Below are 17,642 nucleotides of genomic sequence, written 5' to 3' on the forward strand. Positions count from 1 at the left end.
GATCCGAGCCCGCCACGCTCAGGGGTGCCGCTGCCGCCAGTGCTCGACGACCACGTCGGCGGGCACCGGCTCCACCCAGCGGCCGGGGAGGCCGAGGGTGGGCGCCGGTGCCCCCTCCCACCGGGCCTCACCCTCGCGCCGGGTCGAGCGCACCCACACCCCGCTGTCCCGGCTGTCCCCGGCGTCGTCGAGATCCGCCCCGGGGGGCGCGTCGAGCGTGAGGTGCGCCGGACCGGGCGGCCAGGGCAGCCGCAGCACCGCCTCGGGGCGGGTCACCTCCACCACGGCGCGGCAGCGGGCGAGCACCCGTCCGGGTGGGTCCCCTCGGTGCACCCGGGGGTCCGGCGGCACCGGGGCCGGGTGCGGCACCCAGACCCCGAGGTCGCCCAGCCGCAGCAGCGCCTCCACGACGACGACGACCTGGCCGGGGGACCACGAGGCGCACCCCGGTCCCAGGACGGCGACGACGTCGGGCTGGGTGTGGTGCCACCCACGACCACGGACGAGCGGGTGGGGTATGCGCTCGGCCAGCGCGGCGGTCTCGGCGTTCTTCAGCCGCGCGATCCCCGCGGCGTCGCCCTCGTGTCGCCCCGCCAGGTCGGGACCGTCGTGCCAGGCGAGGGCAGCCGGCTGGTGGCGCAGCCGCGCCCCGGTGAGCCAGGCCCGCCAGGCCAGGTCCCAGTCCTCCCCGCCGTAGCCGGTCAGCGTCTCGTCGTAGCCGCCCACCGCCTCGAAGACGTCCCGGGAGATCGCGCTGACCGCCCCGATCACGTAGCGGAATGAGGTGTCGTCGGCATCCCGGAGGTCGCGGGTCGCGGCATACCCCTCACGCAGCCACCCGGGCTCGGTCAGGCACGCCGACGGCGGCCAGTCCTGGTCCGTCCCGGCGCCGCCGAGCCGGGCGTGCCGCCGACGCCCCACCGCGAGGGTCGGGCCCTCCAGGCAGGCGCGCTGCAGCGTCGCCACGTAGTCGTCCTCCGGCGCGGTGTCGCCGTCGAGGAAGACGATCACCCGGCCCTGCGCCCGGGAGGCACCGAGGTTGCGTGCGGCGGCCAGGCGGAAGCCGAGGTCCGGCTGCCGGACGACGGTGACCGGCAGCCGCATCGGGCCGATGACCGGCTCGGTGGGGGAGCCGTCGTCGGCGACCACCACCTCCAGCCCCCCGAGGACCCCGCGCTGGGCGTCCAGCCGGGCCAGGACGAGATCGAGCATCGGCTGGTCGCGGTAGTAGGGGACGACCACCGTGCACGCGGGACGGTCGGCCACCTCCCGCACCGCCCGCGCCGCCTCCGGCGAGGACGGACCCAGGGTGACCCCCTCGCCCAGCCAGGTGAGGTCGGGGTCGAGCAGCGCCGTGGTCACCGCCCGCGCCAGCCCTCCCGGCTCGACGAGCTGCACCGCGCCCGGCAGCCGGTGCGCCAGCTCGCTGGTGTAGCGCGAGCGGAGCACCAGGGGTCGCCTGCCCGCCGCCAGCCAGGTGGCGATGGACCCGGAGGCGGACACGTGCTGGTGCCCGGCCACCGGCACCGTCGCCGCGGCCAGCAGGCCGGGCAGCGCCTCGTCCGCCACCCACCCGGTCGTCGACCAGGACACCCCCGCCCGCCGGGCGCGGTCCGCCAGCAGGTCGGGAAGGTCCTCGTGGCCGCGGGATGCCCGCCCCAGGTTGCGTCCGACCACCGGCACGTGCCGGAGCGCCGGCTCCCGCGCCGCGGCCGCCGTCGCGTCGATCACCTGCTCCAGGCCCTTGCCCGGATAGAGGTAGCCCAGGGTCACCACGCTGCGCGGTCCGCCTGCCCGCGGCTCGACCGGAGGGCGGTCCGGCGTGACCGCGCCCGGCAGCGGGTCGACCGGCAGCGGGACCACGTGGGTGCGGCGGTCCACGGCGTCGGCCACCAGGCCGCCCCGGGCGTGCCGGACGGCGGCGCGCAGCAGCAGCCGCTCGTGCTCGCTGGCCACGACGACCGCGTCGGTCCCGGCGGCGAGCGCGGCATAGAGCCGCACCCGGTCGGAGCGCCACCGCCCGTCGCTGGCCTGCGGCAGGTCGTGCAGCACGACCGTGACCCGTGCCGCGCCGGCGCAGGCACGGCGCCACGCGGGGAGAGCCCCGGCGGGCTGCCTCGCCAGCAGCCGGTCGGTCACCTGGGCCAGCACCGTCCTGCCGGCCAGCGCACCCTCGGGCAGGTCCTCCAGCGTGCCGGGCCGCAGCAGCTCGGCATCGCCCAGGTGCGGGTGCAGCGTCACCCCGTGCCGCACCACGCCGTGCTCGGCCGGGCCGGGCACGAGGTGGGCCAGGGTCAGGGGCGCCATCCCAGCGCCGCGAGGCGGGCACCCTTCTTGGCCAGGCCGACCTCGACGACGCGCGGATGCCGGGCGTAGAACTCCAGGTGCGCCTGCGCCACCTCCTCGTCCGTGACCTCCTCGCCGTCCACCAGCCAGTGCTCGCGTGGCTCACCCGGCAGCCCCAGGGCCTGCAGCACCTCGGCGCGCAGCGGGGTGCGCACCGAGGACAGCAGCACCCGGCCCGGGTCCGAGACCCGGGCGCGGGGTGTGTCTCCTCCGATGTCGTCCACGACGCGCTGGGCCAGCCCGAGGAGCACCTCGTTGCCGGGGTGGTCGACCGTCCACCCGGCCCGTGCCCCGGCCTCGGCGACCAGGTCGCTCACCGGCAGCGTGCCCTCCGCCTGCTCGCGCCGGCGGAGCTCGGCGCCGGAGTCCGCCGCGACCTGCCGCACCGCCTCGGCGGGGAGCGTGGCCGGGCCGCTCCAGCCGGCAGCCAGACCCAGCCTGCGCACGTCGTGGTAGGGCACGACCGGCGGGTCGACCACCTCCTCGTCCTCGTGCCGGACCAGCACCTGCTCGGGGTAGAGCGCCTCGGAGAAGTAGTTGGCGACCCGGACCACCCGGGCCCCCTCCGGCAGCCGCGTGGCCACCTGTGCGGTGCCCAGCGGCATACCGTGGTAGTCCGCGCCGACCGGCTGGGCCACCAGCACGTCGAGCCGCTCGAGGAGGCGCCACAGGTGCGGCAGGTCGGACTCCACCAGCTCGTGCACCGGGGGCAGCCGGACCCCGCTGACCCGGCCCGAGGTGCCCACCGCCACGCGCAGCGCCTCCGCCTGGCAGTTGCCGTGGACCGCCAGGAGGGGCAGTCCCTCGTCGGGCAGGGGGTCGATCCCGTAGAAGACGCCGTAGTGCCGGCGTCGGCCCTCATCGCTCACGGCACGCCCTCCGTCTCCGCATCGACCCGGCGGCCCGAGAGCACCGCCGCATACACCGCAGTATGCAACGCGGCACCTGCGTCCCGCTGTCTCACCCGCTCCTCCCGGTCCACGCGGGGCGGCGGGGACCCCGCGGCGCGCAGCAGCAGCTGGGCCAGCCGGCCCGGGTCCGGCGGCCGGGACGCCGGACCCCACGACAGCACGCCCCCCTGCTCGCGCAGGTGCCCGACCTCGGGCGCCAGCACCCAGGTCCCCAGGTCGCGGCAGGCCTCGACCCAGCCGGAGTGGGTGGCCCAGGCATAGGGCAGCACGGACACGTCCAGACCGCGCAGGTAGTCCCAGAGCTGGTCGTCCGGCAGCCGCGGGCGACCCGGACGTCGACGACCCCCCAGGCCGGCCCACCCAGCTCGGTGAGCAGCCCCACCACCCGGCGGTCGTGACCGGGCCGGTCCGGGTCCAGCACCTCGGGGTGGGCGCGCACCTCGAGCCGGGCGCCGACGGGAGCACGGAGTCGACCTCCCGCACCGCGGCGGCCAGGGCGGGCAGCGAGCGCAGCGGGGCCAGGTTGGCGCGCAGCGACTTCAGGTGCAGCCCGACCGTCAGCGGCCCGGACCGGGCCGGCCGGGGCCGGCCGACCAGGGGCAGCGGGGCGACGTGCGGGTGCGGCACGACGAGCGGTCGTCGCCCCAGGGTCCGCTGCACCACCTCGGCGGCCCCTCGGTGAGGGTGAGCAGCCCGGCGGCGTGCTCGACGAGCAGCTCCAGGTGCTCGCGGTGCCGCCGCTGGTCCCGCAGCTGGGGGTGGTCCAGGTCGTGGACGGTGTGCACCAGCGGCAGGCGCTGCTCGCGCAGCATCTCCAGCCAGGTCCGGAGCCGGGCGGTGTCCTGGCCCTCCAGCCCGAAGTGGACGTGCACCAGGTCCTGCTCGCCGGCGTGCTCCCGCAACCAGGCCGGGTCGAGGGCGGGGTGCGGCCACCACTGGCCGGGAGGTGCGCCGGGCACCGGCGGGTCCGGCAGGTGCACCACGGCGGGCTCGGTGCGGGGGTCGGGGCGGACGGGCAGGAGGGCGGCGACGTAGGCGTGCCCGGCCGGGATCTGCCGGACCCGGATGGTCACCGGGTCACCTGCCATCGCCCGTCGCCGTCGGGAGCCGCGAGACCGCGCTCGCGCAGCTGCTCCAGCCACCCCAGCATCGGCCACCACCCCCACCGGTCGGCGAAGACGCCGGCGTTGCGCACCACCGCCTCGACATGGTCGACCGGCGGCGTCCGGGTGGGGTGGTGCTGGTGGTATGCCGTCGCGCCCCCACCCAGGTGAGGCTGCCCCCGAGGGAGCCGACGACCTGGGCGAAGTCGGTGTCCTCGCCGCCGTAGCCGACGAAGAGCGGGCAGAAGCCTCCGGTGCGGGCGAAGTCGGCGGCGGTGAGGGCGAAGCTCAGCGACCAGAACCTCGTGAGGTCCGGCTCGGCCCGGGTCTCCCCGGGTGCCGGTCGCACCCGGTCGGGACGGTGCACGCCGACCTCGGCGAGCCGGTGCAGCTGGTGCTCCCAGCCGCCGCACCCGGGCTGCCGGGGCGGCAGGTAGGCCACGTCGGCGCCCAGCACCGCCGGGGACGGGCGGGAGGGGCTCGGGTGGAGGTGGCGGGCATACGTGGTCAGCGTGGTGGGGCCGGGTATGCAGTCGACGTCGAGGAAGACGAGCCGGTCGGCGCCCGCGGCGGTGGCCACCCGGGCGGCGGCGTTGCGCGCCGCGGCGAGGGGCAGGCCGAGCGGGTCGGCCGCGAGCGGCTCCACCAGCACCGGGACAGGGTCGCCGGCCGCCCGCCACGCCCGGTGGGCGACCTGCGCCACGGCAGGGTCGTCCATCGCGACCACCACGTGCAGGTCCGGTCGGCGCACCCCGGCCGCCAGCCCGGCCACCTGGGCCCGCAGGTGGTCGTGACGGCCGTGGGCGAGGGTCAGGACGGCCAGCACCGCTGCTCCTGCAGCCGGGCGGCGGCCTCGTCGAGGCATTGCGCCGCGCGGGCGGCGCCCTGCTGCGACCCCCAGGCCGACCACCCCTCGCCACCGGTCGCCAGCGCGCGGTCGAGCAGACCGGGCCAGGCCTCGGCGGCCGGCCACCCGGAGGCGGTCGCGGCCAGGCCGCGGCGCTCCAGCGCGCGCGCCGTGGCCTCCTGCTCGCCGTGCGGCCGGGGTTGGGCGAGGACGACGGCGGGGCGCCCTGCCAGCGCGACATCGGCCACCGCACCCTGCCCGGCGTGGCACACGACGACCTCGGCGGCCCGCATCTCCGCGAGGAGGTCGGGGGAGGGCGGGTGGTCACCGCCCCGGACCAGCCAGCGCCGGCCGGTGCTGGCCCGTGCCGCCTCGAGGTCGTGCTCATCGGGTCCGGCGCCGCCCGAGCCCCAGACGACCAGGACCCCGCCCCGTCTCGGATCGACCGCGCCCAGCGGGCCCCGCCCCGGATCGACCGCGCCCGTGGCACCCTGCCCGCTCCCGGCGGGGAGCGCACCCGGCTCGCCCTGCCCGGTCCCTGGCCGCGCCGAGCCCTCACCGGGCGCGCCACCGGCGACCGCGAGGGCGCTGATGCCCCCGACCTCCCACGTCCTGGGCGCCGGCCCGCTCGCAGCGCCGTCCCCGTGAGCGCCCGGCGGCCACGGCGCCAGGACGGCCTCGGCGAGGGATCGCGCGAGGCGGTGCGGCTGGTCCTCGCGGTCCCCGGGCATACCGCCCAGCACGACCGGCACGCCGCACAGCCGCACGAGCACGGCGATCTCCACCGACACGTCGACCACGACGAGGTCAGGACGGGCGCGGTCCAGCCACCGGGCGACCTGATGGTGACGCCTGGCCAGACCGGGATGGTGCAGCGGCACCCAGTGCAGGGCACCCCCGGCCTCCGGCTGCGAGAGTCGCGGGTCCACCGGGGGCTGGTCGTCGCGCTCCAGCTCGACCCAGTCACCGGGCCAGCCCGCGGGCGGCCCACCCGAGCCCAGCCCGACCACCTCGGTCCGCAGCAACCGCGCCACCGCCGTGCCGCGGCGCCGGTGTCCCTGCCCGACGTGGTGCAGGTAGTAGCCGATCACCGCGCGGCCGCCGGGCCGACCGCCGCACCCAGGGGGCGGGGTGGTGCGGCCGCGAGCACGTCGTCGTAGACGCCGAGGTAGTCCTCGACCATGCGGTCCATCGAGTGGTGGGCGACCGCGTGCGCCCGGGCCCTGGCGCGGGGGAGCCGCACCACGTCAGGGACCAGCGCCGCGGCCTGCTCCACGAGGGTCGCGTCGTCCGCCGGGGGGACCAGCCGACCCACGCCGGGTCCGACCACCTCGGGCAGCCCGCCCCGGGCGAAGCCCAGCACGGGGGTGCCGCAGGCGAGCGCCTCGGCGGCGACCAGCCCGAAGGGCTCGTCCCAGGCGGGCGTCACGAGCAGGGCCGCGCTGCGGCCGACGAGGCGGGCCAGCTCGGCCGTCGGGAGGTGCCCGGCATAGCTCACCCCGCCGTCCCGCCCGCACCAGGGCCACAGCATCTCCCGGGCGTAGTCCTCGTCGCTGACCGGACCGGCGATGGTCAACGGCAGGCCCGCGCGGCGGGCGATCCGGGCCGCCAGGTGCGGCGCCTTCTCCGGGACGATGCGGCCGGACCACACCAGGCCCGGGCCCCCCGGCCCTGGTGTCCACTCCCGCACGTCCACCCCGTTGCGCACCACGCGGGCCGGAGTGACGTGGCGCCAGGCCGCCGCCGTCCACCGGCTCACCGCGGTGACGTGCAGGCGGTCGCGGCGGGGAGCGGTGCCGGCGATGGCGATGGCCGACTCCAGCCAGGGCGTGGGCGGTGTGTGCAGCGTCAGCACGGTGGGCACGCCCAGGGTCGGCGCCATCGCCGCCGGAAGGTGGTGCAGTGCGTGCGTGTGGACCAGGTCGACATCGGTGCGCCGCGCCAGGTGCAGCATGAGCTGGAGATAGGCGTGATGACGCTCCATCCAGCCCTCCTCCGGCATCGACACGTCCCGCCGGGCCGCCTCGGACAGCTCGAGCCGGTCCGGCCACAGGTAGTCCACGCCGGGGATGGGATCGCTGTGCCGGTCGGCGAAGACGCTCACCCGGTGACCGCGCGCCACCAGGCCGCGGGCCAGGTGCCACGTCACCGACTCCAGCCCGCCCGCGAAGGGTTGGGAGATGGGGTGGCGCGTGTGGGCGACGACGACGACGTGCACCGGTGGTCCTCCTTAACGGTTACGGCGCGGGCGGGACGAGGGGTCGACCCGGACGGCGCCCGGCGGGTCCCGCGCGGCGCACCAGCGACACCCTAGGTCGGCCGGTCGCCTCCCGCGCGCCGGATCGTCCGGGTGGACCCCGACCCTGGGCACCCCGGGCCCGGCCTGCCCTGTAGGCTTCGGGCGACCGACAGGGGAGCCTCGAGCTGAGAGTGCGGCACGGCCCGCAGACCCTTAGAGCACCTGCTCCGGCTAGCACCGGCGAAGGGAGTCGACGTGGACCAGCCTGCCGCGCCCCGAGCGCGACGCGGGCCGTCGGCATACCTCAGCGGCCCGGGCATCGCCCTCGGGCTGGCCGCGGTGATCCCGCTGGCGTTCCTCACGGTCTTCTTCGCGCTGCCGGTGGGCGGGATGCTCGCGCGGGGGCTGTGGCCGGAGGGCCGGCTCGACCTCAGCGCGGTCCCGGAGGTGCTTGGTCGTGCCCGCACCCTGCGCGTCCTGACCTTCACCTTCGTCAGCTCGCTGGCCGGCACCGTCGTCACCCTGCTGCTCGGGATCCCGGTCGCCTTCGTCCTCTACCGGCTGCGCTTCCCCGGCCGGACGTTGCTGCGCGCCGTGGTCGTCATGCCGTTCGTGCTGCCGACGGTCGTGGTCGGCGTGATGTTCCGCTCGCTGCTCTCCGACGGCGGGCCGCTGGGCGGCCTCGGGCTGGACGGCACGTGGGTGCCGATCCTGCTCGCCTTCGTCTTCTTCAACCTCGCCGTCGTCGTGCGGACCGTCGGCGGGCTCTGGGAGGGGATGGACCGGCGCGCCGAGGAGTCCGCCGCGACCCTGGGCGCGACGCCCTGGCAGGTATGGCGCACCGTCACCCTCCCCGCGCTCGCGCCCGGCGTCATCTCGGCCGGCACCCTCGTCTTCCTCTTCTGCTCCACCGCCTTCGGAGTCGTGCTCACCCTCGGCGGGCTGCGCTACGGCACCATCGAGACCGAGATCTACCTGCTGACCGTGCAGTTCCTCGACCTGCAGGGCGCGGCCGTCCTGTCGGTCCTCCAGCTCGTCGCCGTCGTGGCGATGCTCGCCGTGGCCGCCCGCGCCCGGAGCACCCGCGAGCAGGCGCTGCGCCGGGTCGACGTCCGGGCCTCCGCGCGCCGCCCCCGGCGCGACGACACACCCGCCCTGGCGGTGACCGCCCTGGTCGTCGGCTTCGTGCTGCTGCCGGTCGGCACGCTCGTCGCCCGGTCGCTGCGGGTGGGGCAGGGGTGGGGCCTGGCCCACTACCGTGCGCTGACCGACCCGGAGGCGACGAACGCCCTGCGGGTCAGCGTGACCGAGGCGATGGCCAACTCGCTGCGCACCGCGGTCGACGCCACCGTGCTCGCGATGATCCTCGGGCTCGTCGTCGCGGTCATCGTCTCCCGTCGGCCACGTCGGCCGGGGTGGGCGCGCACCGTGTCGGTCCTGGACGGGGTCTTCATGCTGCCGCTCGGGATCTCCGCGGTGACCGTCGGCTTCGGTTTCCTCATCACCCTGGACCGTCCGCCGCTGGACCTGCGCACCTCCCCGATCCTCGTGCCGATCGCGCAGGCCATGGTGGCGCTGCCGCTCGTCGTGCGGACCCTGGCCCCGGTGCTGCGCTCGGTCGACCCGCGCCAGCGCGAGGCGGCCGCGACGCTCGGCGCCGGGCCGTGGCGAGCGGCGTGGACCGCCGAAGCGCCCGTGCTGGCCCGCCCGCTGCTCGCGGCGACCGGCTTCGCCTTCGCCGTCTCGCTGGGGGAGTTCGGCGCGACCAGCTTCCTCGCCCGACCGGACCGGCCTACCGTGCCCGTCGTCATCTACCAGCTCATCTCCCGGCCCGGCGCCGACCACCTCGGGATGGCGCTCGCCGCCAGCGTGCTGCTCGCGCTGGTGACCGTCGTCGTCATGGGCGTGGTCGAGCGGCTGCGGGTCGGCTCGGTAGGGGCGTTCTGATGCTCGAGCTCACCGATCTCACCGTGACCTTCCCCGGGGCCACCGCCGTCGACCACGTGTCGCTGCAGGTGGCGCGGGGTGACGTCCTCGCGGTCCTCGGGCCGTCGGGCTGCGGCAAGTCCACGCTGCTGCGGGCGGTCGCCGGGCTGGAGCAACCCTCCGCCGGCACCATCCGCTGGCGCGGCACCGACCTCGCCGGCGTGCCCACGCACGAGCGTGGCTTCGCCTGATGTTCCAGGACGGGCAGCTCTTCGCCCAGGCGAGCGTGGGGGACAACATCGGCTACCCGCTGCGGTTGCGCGGGGTCGGGCGCGGCGCGCGGGCCGCCCGGGTCGCCGAGCTGCTCGATCTCGTCGGGCTGCCCGGGTATGCCGACCGCCGCCCCGCCACCCTCTCCGGCGGCGAGCAGCAGCGCGTCGCGCTCGCCCGGTCGCTGGCCGCCGACCCCGAGCTGCTGCTGCTCGACGAGCCGCTCAGCTCGCTGGACCGGGCGCTGCGGGACCGGCTCGCCGGGGACCTGCGGGAGATCCTCGTCTCGACCGGCACCACCGCGATCCTCGTCACGCACGACCACGACGAGGCCTTCTCCGTGGCCGACCGGATGGCCGTCATGCTGCAGGGCCGGATCGCCCAGGAGGGTGCCTCCACCGAGGTCTGGCACACGCCGGCCTCCCGCGAGGTCGCGGCCTTCATCGGCTACGACACGATCCTCGAGGGCCCCGCCGCAGCCGTCCTGCGCCAGCACCTCCCACCCGACCGGGCGTCCGGGCCGGTGGCCCTGCGCCGCAGCGCGCTGCGGGTCGACCCGCGGGGCACGCTCTCCGGCACGGTCCGCCGGTCCACCACCGTCTCCGACGCCGTGCACCTCACCGTCGACGTCGAGGGGCTCGGTCGTTGCGAGGCCCTCTCCGCCGACCTCGGGCCGCAGGTCGGCGACACCGTCAGGCTCGCGGTGGATCGCCGCGGCGTCGCCCCGCTCCCCGACTGATCTGCGGTCGAGGCGGCGCATCTGTGCGGAACCTGCCGCGTTGCTGCGTGACGCGCGCTTCGGGCGGAAGGACCTGCATACCGCAAGGAGGTATGCCGATGCCGGAACCGCGGGTGTCAGGCCCTAGATTGGTGCCCCATGGAGACCCCTGACGGATGGCGGCCGGACACGCTCGCGGTGCGCGGCGGCCTCATGCGCAGCCCCTTCGACGAGACGGCCGAGGCGCTCTACCCGACCTCGGGCTACGTCTACTCCAGCGCGCAGGAGGCGCAGGCGGCGTTCGAGGAGAAGATCGAGCGCTTCGTCTACAGCCGCTACGGCAACCCGACGGTCGCCATGCTCGAGGAGCGGATGCGGGTCATGCACGGCGCCGAGGCGGCGCAGGCCACCGCCTCGGGGATGTCCGCCGTCTTCACCGCGCTCGGCGGGCTGTGCGCCGCCGGTGACCGGATCGTCGCGAGCCGGGCGCTCTTCGGCTCCTGCTTCGTCATCATCGACGAGGTGCTGCGGCGCTGGGGCGTCGAGAGCACCTTCGTCGACGGCACCGACCTCGACGCCTGGCGCGAGGCGCTCGCCACCCCGGCCGCGGCCGTCTTCTTCGAGACCCCGAGCAACCCGACCCAGGAGCTCGTGGACATCGCGGCGGTGAGCGAGCTCGCCCACGCGGCCGGCGCCACGGTCGTGGTCGACAACGTCTTCGGCACGCCGGTCTTCTCGCGGCCGCTGGACCACGGCGCCGACATCGTCGTCTACTCCACGACCAAGCACATCGACGGTCAGGGCCGGGTCATGGGCGGCATGATCCTGGGCCCGGAGGAGCTCGTGGCGGGCCCGATCCAGACGCTGCTGCGGCATACCGGACCGGCGATGTCGCCCTTCAACGCCTGGGTCACGCTCAAGGGGCTGGAGACGATGGCCCTGCGCGTCGAGCGGCAGGCGGCCACCGCGCTCAGCCTCGCGCAGGAGCTCGAGGCCGACCCGCGGGTGCTGGCCGTGCACCATCCCTGGCTGGAGTCGCATCCGCAGGCCGAGCTCGCGCGGCGGCAGATGACCGGCGGCGGGACCGTGGTGACCTTCACCCTCGACGCCGGGCAGGAGGAGACGTTCGCCTTCATGAACGCGCTGCAGGTGGTCGACATCTCCAACAACCTGGGTGACACGAAGTCGCTGACCACCCACCCGGCGACGACGACCCACCGGCGGCTGCCGGAGGAGGCGCGCCGGGCCGCGGGCATCACCGAGGGGACGATCCGGCTGTCGGTCGGGCTCGAGGACGTCGACGACCTGCGCGCCGACCTGGAGCGGGGCTTCGCGGCCGCCTTCGGCTGACCTCGTCCGCCCCATAGGCACCGCTCATCACGTGATGCCGGGAAACTCTGATCCGCGCGAGCTATAACCTGCGCGGATCAGAATGTCCCGGCGTTTCGGGGCGGGTGGGACGCCTGGGGCTGAAGGGAAGAGCAGGCCGGCCGCGCGCGACGTCCCGGTGGTCACGGTCGGAGCGCCCGGTGTGCCGCAGCGGTCGTGGCTGCGGGCCGGTGTGCCGCAGTGGTTGTGGCTGCGGGCCGGTATGCCTCAGCGGTCGGTGACGGGCCCGCCGGAGGACTCCGAGGTCGCCGGGCCGACGGGCTGGGCGCAGAAGCTGAAGTCCTTGCCCTGCGCCGCGTGATAGCTCGCGTGCTCGCCGTCGACCTCCAGGACGAGCTGGTGCCCGGGGACGAGCGCCTGGGTATACATCATCCCCTCGCGCGGGCAGCCGATCGAGCCGTCGCTCCACGTGACGTCGGCATATCCCGCCACCGTCACGGCCTCACGGCGGACCCCGGCCCGCTTGGCCTCCGCGTCGATCGCGGCCTGGACGTCGTCGCGCTGCACGATCGCGTCAGGCACGGCCCCGAGCGGCAGCGACGCCTCACCGGCAGGTCCGGTCTGGATCGGCGTGTCCCCGATGGGCTCGTCCTTGGTCACGGTGCTCCCGTCCTCGGTGGTCTCGTCGCCGGTCTCGTCGCCACTCTCCCCGGCAGCCTCGTCGCTCACGCCGGCCGACGACGCGGTCGGTCCGGCCCCTGCGGTCGCATCGGTCTCACCGCAGCCGGCGAGCGCGACGCTGAGCGAGAGAGCCGCGAGGGCGAGCGTGATCGGGCGGGTGCGGGTCATGGGATGACACCTCCAGGTCGCGTCCCCGCCAGTGTAGGTCGGTGCATCGGGGGCGTGATCCGCGGTGCGATGAGGGTGAGAGTGTGGGGCGCCGGTCCCTGATCCGGCGCCCCACCCTCCTGTCACCCCCACCGTCCCGCACGAGTGCGGCCCCTCACGACGGGGTGTGTCGGCTGTCCCGAACCGACACTACCTAGACGTCGGTGAGAGCCGATTCGTTGCGCCCAGATACTGTGATCTGCATCACATCCACTCGAGGTATGCCTCAGCGCGCCGGGCGCAGGGTCAGCGCCTGCACCAGCGTGCCCACCGGACCCGCCTCGTCGTGCACGACGCTCGAGGTCTGGCCCACGCCGGTCGGGCCCCACGAGACGCGGGTGTCCAGCCCCACCCACGGCCCCTCGGGCAGGCGGTGCAGGTGGAGCGTCAGATCGACGTTGGGGAAGGCCCAGTCGTGCGGCGCCGCCCGCCCCGCGGTCCCGTTGGCCGTGTCCAGCAGCCCCACCCACGAGGCCAGGGCCGAGGCCTCCTCCGCACCGTCGACCAGGGGCACGGACGTCCGCACCCAGGTGCGGCCGCGCCCGGCCCGCGACCCGGGCACCGAGCGGAAGTCCAGCGAGCGGATGAAGCCGCCGTCCCAGTGGTCCATCCCGGTCCACGCCTTGAGACCTTCGGGGCCGGGCAGGTCGGCGTGCTCGGTCTCGGCCACGGCGGTGGTGTCGCCCGTGACCAGCCGCCACGCGGTCATCCGGACCGCAGCACGACCGGCGATCTCGACGCTGGACTCCAGCAGCTCGATGGTGCGCCCCGGCCGGAGCACCCGGGTCGTGACGGTCATCTCCTCGCGGCGGATGAAGCCCAGGATGTCGACGCTCAGCCGCGCCCACTGCAGGTCCTCGCGCGGATGGTTCAGCTCCAGCGTGTGCAGCAGCAGCCCGATGACCGGGGCCACGTGCTGCTCGTCCGGCGACCAGGCCCCCTGCACGTGCTCGGTCGGCTGATACCTCCCCTCGCCCAGCGCTGTGAAGTAGTGCCGCCCGTCCGCCGTCATGGTGCGCGAGTGTAGTAATGGACCCATGCCACCTCGCGCAACGACCCCGGGCGACGCGACCGGCGCAGCCACCACCGCCGCGCGGCACGCTGCGGACTGGAGCAGGATCGCCCTCGAGGTGATCGGCACGGCATACCCCTGGGCGCCGGCGCACGTCGTCACCGGCCCGGACGACACCGACGTCACGCCGCACCGGCTGCACCCGGCCTTCTACGGCGCCCTCGACTGGCACTCCTGCGTGCACATGCAGTGGTCGCTGGTCACCCTGCTCACGAGGTATGCCGGTGCGCTCGGCGAGCGCGAGGCCGCCGCCGCGCGCTCGCTGCTGGAGGAGCGGCTCACGCCGGAACACCTGCAGGTGGAGGTCGCCTACCTGCGCGCCCGCCCCGGGTTCGAGCGGCCCTACGGCTGGGCCTGGGCCGCCCAGCTCGCGGCTGCCACCCGCGAGCTCGGCGAGCGTGACGCGCGGGCCGCCCGCTGGGCGCGGGGCCTCGCCCCGCTGGCGGACCTCCTCGCGGAGCGGGTGCTGGAGCACCTGCCGCGGCAGGCCTACCCCGTCCGCCACGGCAAGCACCAGAACGACGCCTTCGCCCTGCTGCTCCTGCGCGACGCCTACGGCCGGCTGGGCCGGGAGGACGTGGTGCGCGCCTGCGAGGAGGCGGCGCGGGCGTGGTTCGCCGACGACGGGCCGGCGCCCACGGACGCCGAGCCCGGCGGGTCGGACTTCCTGTCGCCGGCGCTCACCGAGGCGCTGCTCATGACGGCGGTGCTCGAGCCGGGCGACGCGCGGCGCTGGCTCGAGCGGGTGCTGCCCGGGCTCGGCGAAGGTCGGCACGAGCACCTGCTGGCGGTCCCCCAGGTGCTCGACCCGACCGACGGCCAGGGCGCCCACCTGCTCGGGCTCGCCTTGTCGCGGGCCTGGGCGCTGCGGGCTCTGGCACCCTGGGGGCACGAGCAAGCGGCCGCACGGCTGCGGGCGGCGGCCGACGAGCAGGAGGGCGCGGTGCTGGGCCACATCACGGACGGCGACTTCATGGCCACCCACTGGCTGGTGTCCTTCGCGCTGCTCGCCGACGGTGCCCTGGACCGGTCGTGAGCGCTGAGGTATAGGGGCGTGTGGCCCTTCCAGGGTGCAGCGCCGCTCGCCACGCGCCGGGGTGCACGAAGAGGTGGAGCAGGAGCTGAGGTGGAGCGGCGGGGCCGAGGCGACGGTCACGGGGGACTTCGACGGGACGACGACTGACGCGCGCCGGCCGCACCTAGGCTGAGCGGGTGAGCACCCAGGGTCCGCCGGCACCGCCCACCGCGCTGTCGCGGCGCAGCCTGCTCGTCGAGACCCTGCTCGTGCTCGGCGTCAGCTCGGGGCCTCGGCGATCTGGTCGGTCCTGTCCCTGATGCGCAAGCTGACCGCCGAGGGCGGCCTCGCGGCGCAGACGACGAGCATGAACACCAGCGCCACCCCCGACCGGCCCTGGCTCGACCTGGCCTATCAGCTCGTCGGCATCGGGCTCGCCCTCGTGCCCGTGGTGCTGGCCGTCCACCTGCTCGGGCGGGACGTCGCGCGTCCCTGGCGGCTGCTCGGGCTCGACCGGTCACGTCCCCTCCGCGACCTCGCCCAGGGGACGATGCTCGCCGCCGTGATCGGCATACCCGGCCTCGGGCTCTATCTCCTCGCACGCGAGCTGGGCGTCAACACCACCGTCGCCCCCTCGAACCTCGCGGACGTCTGGTGGGCGGTGCCGGTCCTCGTGCTCGCCGCCGTGCAGAACGCCGTGGTGGAGGAGGTGGTCGTCGTGGGCTACCTCTTCACCAGGTGGGCGCAGGCCGGCTGGTCGACGTGGACGATCATCGTGACCTCGGCGCTGCTGCGCGGCAGCTACCACCTCTACCAGGGCTTCGGCGGCTTCATCGGCAACGTCGCGATGGGCGTGATCCTCGGCTGGTTCTACACCCGCACCCGCCGGGTCATGCCGCTCGTCGTGGCGCACACGCTGCTCGACGTCGTGGCCTTCGTCGGGTATGCCGCGCTCGCCGGCCGGGTCGACTGGCTCTGAGCCTGACTCAGCCGCCCGCGGCGACCGAGGTCAGCGTCGCGGTGGTCTCCTCGCCCTCGACCACGCAGGTCATCGTGTAGGTCTGGGCCGTCGTGGCCAGGGTGCTGGTGCCATCGGGCAGTCGCAGGACCTCCTGGCCCGCCGCATCCGTGACGACGAGCCTGCCCTCGCCGACCACGCTGACCTCGTGCTCGCCGGGCGCGACCTCGTCGCGGTTGAGGCCGCACCCGTCGAGGACGACCTCGAGCGGTGCGGAGGCAGGGTCCGGCGGCGGGTCGCCCAGGCACGCCGACACGGTCGGGAGGAGGCACACGAGGATGACGACGTGCCACGCGGCGGGTCTGCGGTCGGCAGCCATGTCACCTCCCTGGTCACGGCGCATCCGGGTCCTGCGGACCACTGTAGGGGCGTGCGGAAGCGGTGGGGGCTCGACCGGGCCCGCCGGGACCTGACCTCGGGACTGACAGGTGAGGCACAGGTCGCGCTGGGCAGGGGCATACCGGGGGAGCGGAGCGTGGGGTCATCGCCGCTCCCTGCGGCGGACCGACGAGCCGGAAGGATCCACCATGAAGACCTCCACCGCCACCGCCCTCGGTGTCACGGGCCTGACCGCCGCCGTCATCGGCTTCGGTGTGGCCGTCCCGAGCCTCGCTGAGGACGACGAGCAGACGACCACGACGGTCGACGCCGCAGCGGGCACCGCCGAGCCGGACGCGCCCCAGGCGCCGGAGGGTGCGCCGACGCCGGAGGGCACGACGCCCGACGGCACGACCCCGCAGGAGCCCGGGATGCCGGCCGCGCCCGGGCCCGGCGCGATGGCCGGCTCGCAGGGACTCTCGCTCGCGACCGCCGCGGAGGTGCTGGGCCTGGACGAGGAGGATCTGCTCACCCAGCTGGCCGAGGGCACGACCCTGGGCGAGGTGGCCGACGCCCAGGGCGTGGCGCGCCTGGAGCTCGTCGACGCCCTGGTCACCGAGACCGAGGAGCAGCTCACCGCCCTGCTCGACGAGCCGATGACCGGGCTCGGTGGACCGGGCGGCGGCATGGTGCCTGGTGGCGCGCCAGGGGAGGGGCAGGGCACGGCGCCCGGCCAGGAGGGAACCAAGGACCTGCCCTGGGACCCGGACGGCTCGACCGGGCAGGACGGGTCGGGCACCGGCGAGGAGGACTCCACGGCGACCACCGACGGCGGCACCGCGTAGGGACCGGCGGGGCGCGGCATACCCTGGGCGCATGACGCAGATCGACCACCTGCCCGAACGCGAGCGCTGGGTCGCCCGGTCCGAGGACCGCGAGATCGGCTACCTGTCCTACGAGCTGGAGGGCGGCGTCCTCGACCTGCAGCACACGGTCGTCCAGCCCGAGGCGCGCGGTCAGGGACTCGGCGGCCGGCTGGTCGAGGAGGCGCTGGGGTATGCCCGGGACGAAGGGCTGCGGGTGCGGCCCACCTGCCCGTTCGTCCCACGCTACGTCGCCGAGCACCCCGAGCACGCCGACCTGATCGTGGGTGCTGGGGACGTGGCGCAACCGCGGCACGACGACGAGGTGGTCGGCGAAGACGAGCCCGACGACGTGCCCACCGTCGAGATCCGCGACCAGAGCATCCGCCTGGGCCAGCTGCTCAAGCTCGCCGGGCTGGTGCCCGACGGCGCGATGGCCCGCATGGTCATCGAGAACGGCGAGGTCGCCGTGGACGGTGAGACCGTGATGCGGCGCGGCACGCAGGTGCGGCCGGGCCAGGTCGTGACCTATGCGGGGGAGTCGGTCTCGCCGGTCAGCGGTGGCTGACCGGGTGCCGCTGCCGGTCGCGGGCGCGAGGGTCCCACTCCCACTATCGTGGGCGGGACCCGAGGAGGCCCGATGACTCTCTCCCCGCACGGATCCAGCGCCGTGGCGACCGGCTCCCTGCGCAAGGGCCTGCCGATCATGCTGCTCGGCGGGGTCCTCGCGTGGGTCGCGGGGCAGTCGTGGAGCGTGCAGCGCGGCTCCGGCGAGGTCT

Annotated in this window: 17 protein-coding genes, 1 pseudogene and 1 riboswitch; of the genes and pseudogenes, 8 read left to right on the forward strand and 10 right to left on the reverse strand. The window is 75.6% G+C overall.

The genetic code is table 11. The features are described 5' to 3' along the window. Positions 1-18: 18 nt before the first annotated feature. From BJF86_RS08155 to BJF86_RS08180, 7 genes are all read right to left on the reverse strand, one after another. Complete coding sequence (locus tag BJF86_RS08155; protein ID WP_075818035.1) at positions 19-2,307, reverse strand: glycosyltransferase; 2,289 nt, start codon at positions 2,305-2,307, stop codon at positions 19-21. Further along, positions 2,295-3,215, reverse strand: coding sequence for a WcbI family polysaccharide biosynthesis putative acetyltransferase (locus BJF86_RS08160; protein WP_075811363.1), 921 nt, complete (start codon positions 3,213-3,215; stop codon positions 2,295-2,297). Before BJF86_RS08160 ends, BJF86_RS08155 begins: the two co-directional genes overlap by 13 nt. Next, the gene (locus BJF86_RS18165) at positions 3,212-3,532 is read right to left on the reverse strand and encodes a hypothetical protein (RefSeq protein ID WP_083652829.1); all 321 of its coding nucleotides are present in this window, start codon (positions 3,530-3,532) and stop codon (positions 3,212-3,214) included. The genes BJF86_RS08160 and BJF86_RS18165 overlap by 4 nt, the downstream gene beginning before the upstream one ends. Before the next feature lie 282 nt (positions 3,533-3,814). Continuing rightward, positions 3,815-4,330 (reverse strand): hypothetical protein, encoded by a 516-nt coding sequence (locus BJF86_RS17935; RefSeq protein ID WP_083652831.1) that lies wholly within the window; start codon positions 4,328-4,330, stop codon positions 3,815-3,817. A gap of 4 nt (positions 4,331-4,334) precedes the next feature. Continuing rightward, positions 4,335-5,186: a galactosyltransferase-related protein gene (locus BJF86_RS08170; RefSeq protein ID WP_202817327.1), complete on the reverse strand. Its 852-nt coding sequence runs from the start codon at positions 5,184-5,186 to the stop codon at positions 4,335-4,337. Further along, on the reverse strand, positions 5,171-6,298 hold the full coding sequence (locus BJF86_RS08175; protein ID WP_075818037.1) for a glycosyltransferase: 1,128 nt from the start codon (positions 6,296-6,298) through the stop codon (positions 5,171-5,173). Before BJF86_RS08175 ends, BJF86_RS08170 begins: the two co-directional genes overlap by 16 nt. After that, positions 6,295-7,425, reverse strand: coding sequence for a glycosyltransferase (locus tag BJF86_RS08180; protein ID WP_075818039.1), 1,131 nt, complete (start codon positions 7,423-7,425; stop codon positions 6,295-6,297). Before BJF86_RS08180 ends, BJF86_RS08175 begins: the two co-directional genes overlap by 4 nt. A 182-nt stretch (positions 7,426-7,607) precedes the next feature. Continuing rightward, positions 7,608-7,712, forward strand: a riboswitch (TPP riboswitch). Here BJF86_RS08180 and BJF86_RS08185 point away from each other — a divergent pair. From BJF86_RS08185 to BJF86_RS08195, 3 genes and pseudogenes are all read left to right on the forward strand, one after another. Beyond that, positions 7,702-9,393: an ABC transporter permease gene (locus BJF86_RS08185; protein WP_083652833.1), complete on the forward strand. Its 1,692-nt coding sequence runs from the start codon at positions 7,702-7,704 to the stop codon at positions 9,391-9,393. (Overlaps the previous riboswitch by 11 nt.) Further along, a pseudogene (locus tag BJF86_RS08190) lies at positions 9,393-10,381 on the forward strand (ABC transporter ATP-binding protein). Before BJF86_RS08185 ends, BJF86_RS08190 begins: the two are co-directional and overlap by 1 nt. Positions 10,382-10,519: 138 nt before the next feature. Continuing rightward, positions 10,520-11,710: an O-succinylhomoserine sulfhydrylase gene (locus tag BJF86_RS08195; protein WP_075818041.1), complete on the forward strand. Its 1,191-nt coding sequence runs from the start codon at positions 10,520-10,522 to the stop codon at positions 11,708-11,710. A gap of 246 nt (positions 11,711-11,956) precedes the next feature. Here BJF86_RS08195 and BJF86_RS08200 read toward each other — a convergent pair whose 3' ends face one another. Both BJF86_RS08200 and BJF86_RS08205 read right to left on the reverse strand, forming a co-directional pair. Beyond that, complete coding sequence (locus BJF86_RS08200; protein WP_075818043.1) at positions 11,957-12,538, reverse strand: hypothetical protein; 582 nt, start codon at positions 12,536-12,538, stop codon at positions 11,957-11,959. 265 nt (positions 12,539-12,803) lie between these two features. Continuing rightward, a complete protein-coding gene (locus tag BJF86_RS08205; protein ID WP_075818044.1) occupies positions 12,804-13,589 on the reverse strand; it encodes a thioesterase family protein in 786 nt (261 codons plus the stop codon). Positions 13,590-13,614: 25 nt separating this feature from the next. Here BJF86_RS08205 and BJF86_RS08210 point away from each other — a divergent pair, with 25 nt between their 5' ends. The 3 genes from BJF86_RS08210 (at position 13,615) to BJF86_RS08215 (ending at position 15,643) form a co-directional block, all read left to right on the forward strand. Further along, positions 13,615-14,685: a DUF2891 family protein gene (locus tag BJF86_RS08210; protein ID WP_075818046.1), complete on the forward strand. Its 1,071-nt coding sequence runs from the start codon at positions 13,615-13,617 to the stop codon at positions 14,683-14,685. A gap of 176 nt (positions 14,686-14,861) precedes the next feature. Next, positions 14,862-14,984 carry a hypothetical protein gene (locus BJF86_RS19555; protein WP_321166165.1) on the forward strand — a complete coding sequence of 41 codons (123 nt, stop codon included), beginning with the start codon at positions 14,862-14,864 and terminating at the stop codon, positions 14,982-14,984. Continuing rightward, complete coding sequence (locus tag BJF86_RS08215; protein WP_143553759.1) at positions 14,984-15,643, forward strand: CPBP family intramembrane glutamic endopeptidase; 660 nt, start codon at positions 14,984-14,986, stop codon at positions 15,641-15,643. The genes BJF86_RS19555 and BJF86_RS08215 overlap by 1 nt, the downstream gene beginning before the upstream one ends. A gap of 7 nt (positions 15,644-15,650) precedes the next feature. Here the strand turns inward: BJF86_RS08215 and BJF86_RS08220 are convergent, their stop codons facing one another. After that, positions 15,651-16,001, reverse strand: a complete 351-nt coding sequence (locus tag BJF86_RS08220) for a hypothetical protein (protein ID WP_143553760.1) — start codon at positions 15,999-16,001, stop codon at positions 15,651-15,653. Positions 16,002-16,209: 208 nt separating this feature from the next. Between BJF86_RS08220 and BJF86_RS08225 the strand changes: the two genes are divergently transcribed. Both BJF86_RS08225 and BJF86_RS19560 read left to right on the forward strand, forming a co-directional pair. Continuing rightward, entirely contained in the window at positions 16,210-16,845 is a 636-nt protein-coding gene (locus BJF86_RS08225; protein WP_075818050.1) for a hypothetical protein, read from the forward strand. Positions 16,846-16,876: 31 nt separating this feature from the next. Continuing rightward, positions 16,877-17,431, forward strand: a complete 555-nt coding sequence (locus BJF86_RS19560) for a GNAT family N-acetyltransferase (RefSeq protein WP_083652835.1) — start codon at positions 16,877-16,879, stop codon at positions 17,429-17,431. Positions 17,432-17,642: the final 211 nt, after the last annotated feature.

Source organism: Serinicoccus sp. CNJ-927, from assembly GCF_001942435.1.
Classification (GTDB): Bacteria; Actinomycetota; Actinomycetes; order Actinomycetales; family Dermatophilaceae; genus Ornithinicoccus; species Ornithinicoccus marinus.